The organism is Aureimonas sp. SA4125, assembly GCF_019973775.1.
In the GTDB taxonomy this organism is placed as follows: domain Bacteria; phylum Pseudomonadota; class Alphaproteobacteria; order Rhizobiales; family Rhizobiaceae; genus Plantimonas.
On sequence record NZ_AP025032.1, the window covers coordinates 3,546,720 to 3,559,343 of the forward strand.

Sequence of the window (12,624 nt, forward strand, 5' to 3'; positions counted from 1 at the left end):
ACATGAAAAAGGGGCCGACAGGGCCCCTTTCTCGTCAGTTTCGAAGGATTGCGATCAATGCGGCGTATTAGCCCAGACACGGCGCTTGATGACGTAGGTCAGCGAAGCCAGGACGATCAGGAACACCAGAACGACCAGGCCCGTCTGCTTGCGCGTCACGAGATGCGGCTCGGCCGCCCACATCATAAAGGCCGAGACGTCGCGCGAATACTGATCGACCGTCTGCGGTGCGCCGTCGTCGTAAGTGACCACATCGTCCGACAGCGGCGGCGGCATGGCCAGCGCCGGGCCGGCGATGAAGGCGGGGTTGTAGTAAGTGCCGTCCTGGACGGTGATGCCCTCCGGTGCCTCGTCCTCGTAGCTGGTGAGAAGAGCGTGGACGTAGTCCGGCCCGCCCTCGGCATACTGGATCCAGGGCAGCACGTCGAAGACGAACTGCGGGAAGCCGCGCTCGACCGCGCGAGCCTTGGCCATCAGCGACAGATCCGGCGGCGCAGCACCGTTGTTGGCGGCAGCGGCTGCCTCGTGGTTGGGATAGGGCGAGGGGAAATAGTCGGATCCGACGCCCGGCCGCTCGACCATCTCGCCATCGGCGTTCGGGTTCGGGTCCTGAACGGTGTACTCGGCGGCGAATGCCTTCACCTGCTCCTCGTTGTAGCCGAGCGAGGACAGATTGCGAAACGCGACGAGGCTGAGCCCGTGGCAGGCCGCGCAGACTTCCTTGTAGACCTTCAGGCCGCGCTGCAGCTGGCCGATGTCCCAGTGCCCGCCCATGCCGGCAAAGGTCCAGTCCATTTCCTCGGGCTTCTTCAGCGGGTAGTGCGGCGTCGCATGCTCGCCGCCGGCCTCCTCATGCTGGTCGCCGGTCGTCCCCAGACCGGTCCCGCTGTCAGGCGCTGCACCTGGCGCGGAGCCCTCGCCGGCCTGCGGCGTCTCGGTGCTGGGCTGCGGCGCGGCTGTCGTCGAGTCGGCCGGAACCGCCTCCTGTGCATGGGCGACCGGCGCGAAATAGACGCCGGCAGCCAGCACGGCGGTCAGAAGCTTGATCATCGTGGTCTTTCCTGACGTCACCGTTCAGCCCTTCTTCTCGGGCGATGCCGCAGCACCGGCCGGCAGCGCCGTCGCGCCATGCTTGGCGAGCACGGCTTCGGTGATCGACGCCGGCAACTTCTTCGGGGTCTCGATGAGGCCGAGGAGCGGCAGCAGCAGCAGGAAGTGAGCGAAGTAATAGATCGTGCCGATGAGCGCGAGGATCGGATAGATCCCCTCTGCCGGACGCGAGCCGAGCCAGCCCAGGATGATCGCGTTGACCACGAAGATCCAGAAGAAGATGCGGTACATCGGACGGTAGGAAGTCGACCGCACGCGGCTGGTATCGAGCCATGGCACGAAGAACAGCACGATGATCGACCCGAACATCACGAGCACGCCGCCGAGCTTGGAATCGATCGGACCGATGTTGAAGGTGATCGCGCGAAGCATGGCGTAGAACGGCAGGAAGTACCATTCCGGCACGATGTGCGCCGGCGTCTTCAGCGAGTTCGCCTCGATGTAGTTGTCGGGGTGACCCATGTAGTTGGGAAGATAGAAGACGAAGTAGACGAAGATGGCGAGGAACACCAACATGGCGAACCCGTCCTTGATCGTCGCATGCGGCGTGAACGGCACGGTGTCCTGCGAGGTCTTCACCTCGACGCCGGTCGGGTTGGTCTGGCCGGAAACATGCAGCGCCCAGACGTGCAGGATCACCACGCCGAAGATCATGAACGGCAGGAGATAGTGCAGCGAGAAGAAGCGGTTCAGGGTCGCATTGTCGACGGCGAAGCCGCCGAGGAGCAGCTGCTGGATCGGCTCGCCGATGCCGGGGAAGGCGGTGAAGAAGCCGGTGATGACGGTCGCACCCCAGAAGCTCATCTGACCCCAGGGCAGGACGTAGCCCATGAAGGCGGTCGCCATCATCAGGAGGAAGATGATGACGCCGAGGATCCACAGCACCTCGCGCGGCTCCTTGTAGGAACCGTAGTACAGGCCGCGGAAGATGTGGATGTAGACGGCGATGAAGAAGAAGGAGGCGCCGTTGGCATGCATGTAGCGCAGCATCCAGCCCCAGTTCACGTCACGCACGATGTGCTCGACGGAAGCGAAGGCGAGGCTTGCATTGGCGGCGTAGTGCATCGCCAGGACGACGCCCGTCAGGATCTGCAGCACCAGGAACAGGCCGAGAATGCCGCCGAAAGTGTAGGCATAGTTCAGATTGCGCGGCACCGGATAGGCGACGAAGGAGTCGTAGACCATGCGCGGCAACGGCAGGCGGGCGTCGAGCCAGCGCATGAAGCCGTTTTCGGGCACGTAGGAGGATTGGCCACTCATTGAAACACGTTGCTCCTTGGTCAGCCGATCCGCACGGTCGTGTCGGATGTGAATTCGAAAGGCGGGATCTCCATGTTGGTTGGAGCAGGTCCCTGACGGATACGTCCGGCCGTATCGTAGTGCGAGCCGTGGCAGGGGCAGAACCAGCCGTCATAGTCGCCGGACTGACCAAGCGGGATGCAGCCGAGATGGGTGCAGACGCCGACCATCACGAGCCAGGCTTCCTTGCCGACCGCGGCGCGGTTGGCGTCGGTCGCGGCGGCATCGCCAGCCAGATTCGCGTTGCGGGCCAGGGGATCCTTGAGGTCGACGAGCTGGACGCTCTTGCCCTCTTCCATCTCCTTGGCCGTGCGCTGGCGGATGAACACCGGCTTGCCGCGCCACTTGGCGGTGATGGACTGGCCTTCGGCGACCTGGGTGACGTCAACCTCGATCGAGGACAGCGCCAGCGTGCCGGCATCCGGATTCATCTGGTCGATAAACGGCCATACTGCCAAGCCGGCGCCGACGGCGGCAACCGCGCCTGTGGCGATATAGAGGAAGTCCCGCCGGGTCGGCTCGGCTGTATCGTTGACGCTCACGGACAGGCGCTCCTTGCACTGGATATCGACAGAGGGCCGCGTTTCCCCCTGCTGCTTTCTTGCGGAATCTCTTCCGCGCGACAAGAGGCGAGCGGGCGCAAATCGCCAGCGGCCACGTTCCACCCCTTGAATTGGAGCGGTTCTAGGCACGTGGCCGGAAATTGTCCAGCCGCCTGTGGCCTCAGGGTCAACGTGTCGCTGTCAGGAAGCCACAATGGGAGGCGGTCCGCGCAACATCTCCACAGTGATTCGCGCGATCAGGCGTCGTTCTGCTCGCGCATGCCGTGGTGCTGTTCCGTTTCCACCCGCCACAGGGTTATTCGGCAGCCTCGCTATCGATGAAGCCGCCGGACTGCCGGGCCCAGAGCTGCGCGTAGAGCCCGCCGCGGTGTATGAGTTCGGCGTGGCTCCCCTCCTCGACGATATGCCCCGCATCGATGACGATCAGCCGGTCGAGCGCGGCGATGGTCGACAGTCGGTGGGCGATCGCGATCACCGTCTTCCCCTGCATCATCGCCGAGAGATTTTCCTGGATCGCCGCCTCGACCTCGGAATCAAGCGCCGAGGTGGCCTCGTCGAGGACCAGGATCGGCGCATTCTTGAGAAGCACCCGCGCGATGGCGATTCGTTGGCGCTGGCCGCCGGAAAGCTTGATGCCGCGCTCGCCGACATGCGCGTCGTAGCCGGAACGCCCGGCAGGATCGCGCAAGCCGGGGATGAAGCCTTCGGCATTGGCGCGCTCGGCCGCCAGGATCACCTCGTCCTCGCCTGCGTCCGGCCGGCCGAAGGCGATGTTGTCGCGGATGGAGCGGTGCAGCAGCGAGGTGTCCTGCGTCACGACGCCGATCTCACCGCGCAACGAGGCCTGGGTCACATCGGCGATGTCGACGCCGTCGATGAGGATGCGTCCGCCCTCGAGGTCGTAGAGGCGCAACAGGAGGTTGACGAGCGTCGTCTTGCCCGCCCCGGAACGGCCGACGAGGCCGACCTTCTCGCCTGGCCGGATCGTCAGTGACAGCCCGTCGATAACGCCGGCGCCCTTGCCGTAGTGGAAGACGATGTTGTCGAATCTGATTTCGCCTCGGGGGACGTTCAGGTCGGTGGCATCGGGGCGATCGAGCAGCGTCGGCAGCACGGTGACGGTCGCGACCGCATCCTGGATGGTGCCGTAGTTGCGAACGAGGCCGTTGATGTTGAACATCATCCAGCCCGACATCTGGTTAAGGCGCAGCACGAGTCCGAGCGCCGTCGCGACGCCGCCGGTGGAGACGCTGCCAGCCTGCCAGCCGATCACCGCCAGGATGCCGACCGCCGTCATCATGACGCCGTTCAGCACGGCGACGGCGGTGCGCACAGAAGTCAGCGCGCGCGTCAGCTGCCGCACCTTGCCGACGTAGGAGGCGAACCCGTCCCTGACGAACTCGTCGACCTTGCGCGAGGGGTCGAAGAGCTTGACCGACAGGATGTTGGTGAAACTGTCGACCACCCGGCCCGAGACGACCGAGCGTGCGTCGGCCGTCGCCCGGCCATAGATCCGGATCTTCGGCAGGAGAACCCTCACGATCCAGACATAGCCGACCGACCAGACGAGGAGGACCGCCGCCATCTTCCAGTCGAGCGCGCCGAGAATGGTCACGGCAAGCAGGATGAAGGTGATGAAGGACCAGAAGGTCTGCAGCGTGGTGACGATGAAGTCGCCCGTCGCCTCGCCGACCTGCTGCACCTTCTGCGCGATCCGGCCGGCAAAATCGTTCTGGAAGAAGGTGTAGGGCTGCTCCATCAGGCGCCGATAGGCCTGCCAACGCACGCGGTTGTAGAAGGAGGGCGAGATCACCTGCTCTTCCAGAACCGAGGCGGCAAACAGCACGACCGTGCGTCCGACAAGCGTGAGAAGCGCGAGGCCGAGCAGCAGCCAGAAATGGTTGGCCATCAGCGTCGCCGGGGTGGACTGCTCCAGCGCGTCGATGATCATGCCGACGCCAGTGAAAAGAACCGCCTCGACGCCGCCGGTCAGCCCGCCGGTGACGAGAAGGCCGATCAGCGGCCATTTGGCCTGCTTGGCGAAATGCCAGATGAAGCGGTTGGCATCCCGGGGCAGCGGGTCGAGATAGCCGACCCGCCGGGTGCGCGCTTCTTCCGCGTCGTCGCTGTCGGCGAAAGGCGCGATGACGTTTTCGAAACGCTGCAGGAACCGGTCCATCATTCCGCCGCCCTCACCGTGCCGGGCGCCGGCGCGGCTGCCGTGTTCCCGCCGTCCGTATCGATCCCGTCGTCTTCGTCTGCATTGATGAAGCCGCCGACCTGGCGGCTCCAGAGCTGGGCATAAATCCCCCCGCGCGCGATGAGTTCGGCATGCGTGCCCTCTTCGGCGATGCGGCCGCGGTCGAGGACGATCAGCCGGTCGAGCGCAGCGATGGTCGACAGGCGATGGGCGACGGCGATGACGGTCTTGCCCTGCATCAAAGTGTAGAGATTCTCCGCGATCGCCGCCTCCACCTCCGAATCCAACGCCGATGTCGCCTCGTCGAGGAGCAGGATTGGCGCGTCCTTCAGCATCACGCGGGCGATGGCGATGCGCTGGCGCTGGCCTCCCGACAGCTTCACGCCGCGCTCGCCGACCTCGGCGTCGAGCCCGTGCCGCCCGTCGATGTCGGAGAGGTCGTCGATGAAGCCTGTCGACTGTGCCCGCTCGACCGCCCGTCGCACGTCCGCTTCGCTCGCATCGGGGCGTCCGTAGAGGATGTTCTCGCGGATGGATCGATGCAGCAGCGAGGTGTCCTGCGTCACCATGCCGATCTGGCCGCGCAGCGATTCCTGCGTGACGCGGGCGATGTCCTGCCCGTCGATGAGGATGCGTCCGGTGTGGACGTCGTAGAAGCGCAGGAGAAGGTTCAGGAGCGTCGTCTTGCCGGCGCCCGAGCGGCCGACGAGGCCGATCTTCTCGCCCGGCCGGATCGTCAGGGTCAGATTTTCGACCACGGCGCCGGCCTGTCGGTGAGGCTTTTCCGTGCCGTAGCCGAAACCGACATTCTCGAACCGAACCTCGCCGGTCGTCACCACGAGAGGCTTCGCGCCGGGTACATCGTTGAGGGTCACCGGCAGGGTGAAGGTGGCGATGCCGTCCCGGATCGTGCCGATGTTCTCGAACAGCGCCGAGACCTCCCACATGATCCATTGCGACATGCCGTTGAGCCGCAGCACGAGCCCGACGGCGACGGCGACGGCGCCAACCGAAACGAGATCGCCCTGCCAGAGCCAGATCCCCAGAGCACCCACGGCCACGAGCAGAGCCGAGTTGAGGAGGGTGAGACTGGTGTAGAAGCCGTTGATCAGGCGGGCCTGGCCGTAGACGGGCTGCAGGAAGGATGCCATCGACCGGCGCGAATGCTCGGCCTCACGCCGCGTATGCGCAAACAGCTTCACCGTGCCGATATTGGCATAGGCGTCGACGATCCTTCCGGTCATCTGCGCCCGCGAGTCTGCCTGGCGCTCGGCCACGATCATCAGGCGCGGAATGAAATGGCGCAGGAGGACGAAGTACAGCGCCAGCCAGCCCGCGAAGGGCAGAACGAGCCGCCAGTCGGCCGAGGCGACCAGGAAGACGATGCCGCCGAAATAGACGGCGACATACAGCATCACGTCGATCGACTTGGTGATGGTCTCGCGCAGCGCCAGCGCCGTCTGCATGAGCTTGGTGGATATCCGGCCGGCGAATTCGTCCTGAAAGAAGCCGAGCGACTGCTCGAGCAGCCAGTTGTGAATGCTCCAGCGAAAACGCATCGGAAAATTGCCGAAGATCGCCTGGAAGCCGATCAGCGCTTCGGCGAAGACGAGGCTCGGCAGCACGACGAGGATGACGACGACCATCGCCCCCAGCATCCAGCCCTGGTCCTGGAAGAAGGTCTCGCGCGAGCTTGCCGACAGCCAGTCGACGATCTGCCCGAGAAAGCCGAACAGCGACACTTCGACCAGCGAGACCAGCGCGTTCAGGACGGCCATCACCGCCAGTAGCGGCCAGATCGGCCGGGCGAAGTACCAGATGAAGCGCCAGAGCGTCTTGGGCGGGCTGCCGAGCCGCCCCTGCGGGAACGGATCGACCAACCGCTCGAAGTAGGAGAACATGCAATTCTTTCCTGGTCGGCCCGTCACGCCCCGGGGAGACGGACGGTTCGGCGCAACCTTGCGGGTTGACGGCCGGGCTATGTCTCAGCTTTGGGGCTGATATAGGTCTGCAGACCACTGCAGGCCATGGCGTCACCACCGCCGGTCTCCGCGCCTCCCGCTCCTCTAGCCCCGCGAAGCTGTCAGCCCATGCCGATGCGACCGACGATCGCCCTCTACCAGCCCGACATCGCCGGCAATACCGGAACGATCCTGCGGCTCGGCGCCTGCCTCGGTCTCGGCGTCGCCATCATCGAGCCGGCCGGCTTCGACATGTCGGACCGGGCACTGAAGCGCGCGGGCATGGACTATGTCGAGATGGCGAACCTCACCCGTCACCTCTCCTTCGCCGCCTTCGAGGCCTGGCGCGCCGCGACGGGTCGTCGCCTCGTCCTGTTCACCACCGCCGCGACGCAAGGCTACACGGACTTCGCCTATCGGCCGGACGACATCCTGCTCTTTGGCCGCGAAAGCGCCGGCGTGCCGCAGGCGGTGCACGACGTTGCCGACGCACGGGTGACGATCGCCATGATCGCCGGCGCCCGCTCGCTCAATCTTGCCGTCGCCGCCGGCATGGCGGCCGGCGAGGCGCTGCGCCAGCTCGAATGGCAGCCATCGGCCCCGGATTGATCCAGGAGAGGCTTTTCACCGGCTCGCAGACTGACATCAAACTGTCAGCGACCGGGTGCTAGGCCGGAGGAAGAGCGCGAATCGGCGCCATCTCACGACTTCCGCGAGGGTGCATGATGCGACGCCAGGCGACGGACATCGAGGCTGCATTCAGCGAGTTGGGCAGCGACCTTGGCAGCGCGCTTGCATCGCCCGGCCGCGAGCGCCGGCCCTCCACTCGGCTGAGGCAAGCCGTGCACAGGAGGGGCCTCTGGTCACGCGAGGGCTTTCTGGAGCGCGCCTTCACCACCATATTCAGCGGCCTCGTCTACCCCCAGATCTGGGAGGACCCGGTCGTCGATCTCGAGGCGCTGGAGCTCGGGCCGGACAAGCGGCTGATCACCATCGCCTCCGGCGGCTGCAACGTGATGAGCTACCTGACCGCCGACCCGAAGGAGATCATCGCCGTCGACCTCAATGCCCATCACGTGGCGCTGACCCGGCTGAAGCTTGCCGGCGCACGGCGTTTCCCGAACTACGCGACCTTCTTCCGCTTCTTCGGCCGCGCCGACGAGGCCGCCAATATCGGCGCCTACCGGACCTTCGTGCAGGCCGCCCTCGACCCCGAAACTGCCGCTTACTGGGACCGCCGCGATCTGGCGCGGCGACCGCGCGTCAGGCTGTTCACGCAGAACATCTACCGGCACGGCGTTCTCGGTCGCTTCATCAAGCTCAGCCATGTCGGCGCGCGCCTCGCCGGCGTGCCGCTGCAGCCCCTGACCGAGATGCGCGGCATCGCCGAGCAGCAGGCCTATTTCGACAAGGTGATCGCGCCCTTCTTCGATCGCCCGACGGTCAGATGGCTGACATCGCTGAAGGCCTCGCTCTTCGGCCTCGGCATTCCCCCGGCGCAGTATGAAGCGCTGGCCGGTGACGCCGTGATGGCCGACGTCCTGAAACAGCGGCTGGAAAAGCTGATCTGCGGCTTTCCGATGGACGAGAACTATTTCACCCATCAGGCGCTCGGCCGGGCCTATGCGCCGGGCGATGCGGGGCCGCTGCCGCTTTATCTGCAGAGCGCCCACTTTGCCGACATCGCCGCGCGGGCGCACCGGGTCTCGGTGATCCGGCAGTCCTTCACCGAGCGGCTGCAGGCGGAAGCGGACGGAAGCCTCGACGGCTACGTCCTTCTGGACGCGCAGGACTGGATGACCGACAGCCAGCTCAACGATCTCTGGCGCGAGATCACCCGCACCGCCCGGCCCGGCGCCCGCGTGATCTTCCGCACCGCCGGCGAGGCGACGATCCTGCCGGGCCGCGTCGAGGACGCCGTCCTTGCCCGGTGGGACTATCGGCGCGAACAGTCGGAAGACCTCTGCCGCCGCGACCGCTCGGCCATCTATGGCGGCTTCCATCTCTACGTCCGGCAGGCATGACCGCCGAGCCGCCCAGCATGCCGGCGAATCTCGGGCATCCCGGCCATTCCGGGCTGATGGACGCGGTCTACGGACGCCAGCGCCACATCTACGACGTCACGCGCAAGTTCTATCTGCTCGGCCGCGACCGGCTGATCGCCGACCTCGCGCCGTCCCCCGGCGACACCGTGCTCGAGATCGGCTGCGGCACCGGTCGCAACCTGATCCTCACCGCGCGGCGCTACCCGCAGGCCCGCCTCTTCGGCATCGACATCTCCGAGGCGATGCTGGAAACAGCCCGCGCCAACATCGCCAAAGCGGGTCTTGCCGGCCAGATCACGCTGGCGCGCGCCGACGCGACGGCGTTTTCGCCGGACGCCCTGTTCGGCCTGCCTGCCTTCGACCGCGTCTTCATTTCCTATGCCGTGTCGATGATCCCGGCCTGGCAGGCGGCGATCGCCGCCGCCGCCGGCGTCCTTGCTCCGGCAGGAAGTCTGCACATCGTCGATTTCGGCCAACAGGAGCGCCTGCCGCCCGTGGCCCGCCGCCTGCTGCAGGCCTGGCTCCGCCGCTTCCATGTCACCCCCCGCGCCGACCTGGCCGCCGTGCTCGGCGATCTGGCCGCGCGGCACCAAGGGCGGCTCGCCGAGCAGAGGCTCCATCGCGGCTATGCCTGGCTGTTTGCCCTGCGCCTCGGCTGAAGCAAGCGCTGCCCGCAACCATGGCGTATCGGGCGGGTACCGCGCCGGGAGCGCATCACCGCCACGATAAATATGTCACACATGCCTGGCAGCACGGCGACCCCTCCCGATTTCGCGCCGTTACTTGATCTCGCGCAAAGCCGAGGCGTCACGGAGCTGTGATCGGTGCCCCCAGGCACGAAGCCGGTTGCATTGCGAGGGAACATCACATGGCGAACACGACGAAGCGGAGCTGGGCCATCCTGGCCGCGATCTTCCTGACGGCGGCGCCTGCCGTGGCTGCGGACGTCTTTGTCCCGGTCGCCCCCGAAGCCACCACGGCCCGCAACCCCTGGCAGGTCCGCGTCCGGGCGCTCGGTGTGATCACCCAGGACGAGGGCAGCGTCGACGGCATTCCGGATTCGGATCTTTCATACTCCGACACCATCACGCCCGAACTCGACATCAGCTACTACTTCACACCGAACATCGCCGCCGAACTCGTGCTCGGGACGACCTATGCCAATGTCCACACCGACGGCTCGATCGCCGGTCTCGGCAAGGTCGGCAAGACCTGGCTGCTGCCTCCGACGCTGACACTGCAGTATCACTTCACCGATTTCGGCGCCTTCCAGCCCTATGTCGGCGCCGGCGTGAACTACACCATGTTCTACAGCCAGTCGGATGCCGGTGCCTTCACCGACATGGACATCGAGGACACCTTCGGCGGGGCGCTGCAGGTCGGTTTCGACTACATGCTCGACGCGCACTGGGGCTTCAACGTCGACGCCAAGAAGCTGTTTCTCGAGCCGGATTGGACCGCCAATCTCGGCACAACGAAGCTTTCCGGAACGGCCAAGCTCAATCCCTGGCTGATCGGCACCGGCGTCACCTATCGCTTCTAACCCTCAGCCCTGATCTTCGGCCGGACCGAGGCCGCACGCGAAGCGTGGCCTCCGTCCGGTGCGACGGCATACCGGAATGGGCGGGGACGTCGGCGCCCGGCATGGCCAGAGCGCCTGGTGCGGTTCAGTCCGCGCTGGGCAGCCGGCGCATGGTGAATTCCACCTCGTCGCCGGGCAACAGGCGCCAGCTCTCGACCGAGGTCCAATAGGCGGCCTTGGGATAGCGGTCGAACCATTCCCGCGCCTTCGACCGTGCCGCATCGCGCGGCAAGGTGTAGGTCTCGCGCACGAAGCTGTCCTCGCCCGCGGCCCGGCGACGACGGCTGTCGTCGAGCTGCCGGGCAAGGCCGGCAAGCGGCGGTCGGGAAAAGCTTTCCATGGCGGGATCTCGTCGAGGCGTCCTCAGCCTGAAACATAGCGCCAGAGGCACGCCTTGGCGAATCGAAAGCGGCTTGATGAAAGCGGCCTCTCGGCCAGTCGCAACTCGGCCTCGATGGCCCGAAGTCTTCCGCCGCTGCGCGCTTCCTGTTAGGCGCATTGACAGGAACCGGCCGCCATCGGCGACAGTTGATCGCGCGTGACGCGTGCACCGCCGGAGCGACGCAAGGAAAGCACCCATGGAACGACCCGAACTGCCGGAAGGCCTGCCTGCCGACATCGATGCCAAGAAGGCGGCCGCCAGCGCCTGGTTCGAGGCGCTGCGCGACAAGATCTGCGCTTCCTTCGAGGCGATCGAGAACGATTTTTCTGGCGACCGGGCGCCCGCTCGCTTCGAACGGACCCCGTGGACGCGCGGCGAGACCCCGGAGGAAGGTGGCGGCGGCGTGATGTCGATGATGCATGGTGAGGTCTTCGAGAAAGTCGGCGTGCACACCTCGACCGTCCATGGCGAATTCTCGCCCGAATTCCGCCAGCAGATTCCTGGCGCGGACGAAAATCCCAGTTTCTGGGCGTCGGGCATCTCGCTGATCGCCCATCCGCGCAATCCGAACGTGCCGGCCGTGCACATGAACACCCGCATGGTCGTCACATCCAGACAGTGGTTCGGCGGCGGCGCTGACCTGACACCGGTACTCGACCGGCGGCGCACGCAGGAGGACCCGGACACCCAGGCGTTCCACCGCGCGCTGAAATTCGTCTGCGACCGGCATGTCGCCGTGGCCGACCACCAGCGCTTCAAGGAATGGTGCGACGAGTACTTCTTCCTACCGCACCGCAACGAGGCGCGCGGGGTCGGCGGCATCTTCTACGACTGGCTGCATTCGCCCGAGGAGGCCGGCGGCTGGGATGCCGACTTCGCCTTCACCCGCGACGTCGGCAAGGCCTTCCTCGTGGTCTACCCGCATATCGTCCGGTTGAACCAGCCGCGGACCTACACCGAGGTGGATCGCGAGGAACAGCTCGTCCGACGCGGTCGCTATGTCGAGTACAACCTCCTCTACGATCGCGGAACCTTGTTCGGCCTCAAAACCGGCGGCAACATTGCGTCGATCCTGTCGTCCATGCCCCCCGTCGTTAAGTGGCCCTGACCCGAGGCCTTAAATAATCTTCTTGGATATATAGCAGAAGCGCCGGAGAACGGTGGCTTGCAAACAGTCAATTCGATGGATCTATTCGAATTGACTGGAGTTTTTTGATTTCTCCCGGTTTATTGCGATGTGTAACGTCGCGATTCGGGAGGAATCAGCATGTATGAGATGAACTGTGCAGGCGTCATTCCGGGATGTGAACGCGTCATCCGGGCCGACAGCCCGGCGGAAGTCATCAGACGCGCGGTGATGCAGGCTCGCCAGCTGGGCGTCGACAGGATCACGCCGACGATGATGGACCAGTTCCGCCAGGCGACCACGGAATTGCCGAACTGAACAGGCCGTCTTGTCACGGACCTCGAACGAGGGGCGGG

12 protein-coding genes are annotated in these 12,624 nt (G+C 65.6%); 6 read left to right on the forward strand and 6 right to left on the reverse strand.

Annotated elements, in window-relative coordinates:
• Positions 1-54 precede the first annotated feature (54 nt).
• The 5 genes from Sa4125_RS16805 to Sa4125_RS16825 form a co-directional block, all read right to left on the reverse strand.
• Positions 55-1,050, reverse strand: coding sequence for a cytochrome c1 (locus tag Sa4125_RS16805; RefSeq protein ID WP_223999703.1), 996 nt, complete (start codon positions 1,048-1,050; stop codon positions 55-57).
• A 24-nt stretch (positions 1,051-1,074) separates the two neighbouring features.
• Complete coding sequence (locus Sa4125_RS16810; RefSeq protein ID WP_223999705.1) at positions 1,075-2,370, reverse strand: cytochrome b N-terminal domain-containing protein; 1,296 nt, start codon at positions 2,368-2,370, stop codon at positions 1,075-1,077.
• 20 nt (positions 2,371-2,390) lie between these two features.
• Entirely contained in the window at positions 2,391-2,951 is a 561-nt protein-coding gene (gene petA, locus Sa4125_RS16815) for a ubiquinol-cytochrome c reductase iron-sulfur subunit (protein WP_223999711.1), read from the reverse strand.
• 316 nt (positions 2,952-3,267) lie between these two features.
• Complete coding sequence (locus tag Sa4125_RS16820; protein ID WP_223999713.1) at positions 3,268-5,154, reverse strand: ABC transporter ATP-binding protein; 1,887 nt, start codon at positions 5,152-5,154, stop codon at positions 3,268-3,270.
• On the reverse strand, positions 5,151-7,073 hold the full coding sequence (locus tag Sa4125_RS16825) for an ABC transporter ATP-binding protein (protein WP_223999715.1): 1,923 nt from the start codon (positions 7,071-7,073) through the stop codon (positions 5,151-5,153). The genes Sa4125_RS16820 and Sa4125_RS16825 overlap by 4 nt, the downstream gene beginning before the upstream one ends.
• A gap of 195 nt (positions 7,074-7,268) precedes the next feature.
• On the opposite strand from Sa4125_RS16825, the gene Sa4125_RS16830 reads away from it, so the two are divergent.
• The 4 genes from Sa4125_RS16830 (at position 7,269) to Sa4125_RS16845 (ending at position 10,721) form a co-directional block, all read left to right on the forward strand.
• Positions 7,269-7,742 (forward strand): tRNA (cytidine(34)-2'-O)-methyltransferase, encoded by a 474-nt coding sequence (locus Sa4125_RS16830; RefSeq protein ID WP_224007883.1) that lies wholly within the window; start codon positions 7,269-7,271, stop codon positions 7,740-7,742.
• Positions 7,743-7,975: 233 nt separating this feature from the next.
• Complete coding sequence (locus Sa4125_RS16835; RefSeq protein ID WP_223999718.1) at positions 7,976-9,157, forward strand: DUF3419 family protein; 1,182 nt, start codon at positions 7,976-7,978, stop codon at positions 9,155-9,157.
• 17 nt (positions 9,158-9,174) lie between these two features.
• Positions 9,175-9,837, forward strand: a complete 663-nt coding sequence (locus Sa4125_RS16840) for a class I SAM-dependent methyltransferase (RefSeq protein ID WP_223999720.1) — start codon at positions 9,175-9,177, stop codon at positions 9,835-9,837.
• A gap of 209 nt (positions 9,838-10,046) precedes the next feature.
• Positions 10,047-10,721 carry an OmpW family protein gene (locus Sa4125_RS16845; protein WP_223999722.1) on the forward strand — a complete coding sequence of 225 codons (675 nt, stop codon included), beginning with the start codon at positions 10,047-10,049 and terminating at the stop codon, positions 10,719-10,721.
• A gap of 124 nt (positions 10,722-10,845) precedes the next feature.
• Here the strand turns inward: Sa4125_RS16845 and Sa4125_RS16850 are convergent, their stop codons facing one another.
• On the reverse strand, positions 10,846-11,100 hold the full coding sequence (locus Sa4125_RS16850; protein WP_223999724.1) for a hypothetical protein: 255 nt from the start codon (positions 11,098-11,100) through the stop codon (positions 10,846-10,848).
• Between the two features lie 238 nt (positions 11,101-11,338).
• Between Sa4125_RS16850 and hemF the strand changes: the two genes are divergently transcribed.
• Together hemF and Sa4125_RS16860 are read left to right on the forward strand one after the other, a co-directional pair.
• Positions 11,339-12,250, forward strand: a complete 912-nt coding sequence (gene hemF, locus Sa4125_RS16855; RefSeq protein WP_223999726.1) for an oxygen-dependent coproporphyrinogen oxidase — start codon at positions 11,339-11,341, stop codon at positions 12,248-12,250.
• A gap of 159 nt (positions 12,251-12,409) precedes the next feature.
• Positions 12,410-12,586 carry a DUF1059 domain-containing protein gene (locus Sa4125_RS16860; RefSeq protein WP_223999730.1) on the forward strand — a complete coding sequence of 59 codons (177 nt, stop codon included), beginning with the start codon at positions 12,410-12,412 and terminating at the stop codon, positions 12,584-12,586.
• Positions 12,587-12,624 lie beyond the last annotated feature (38 nt).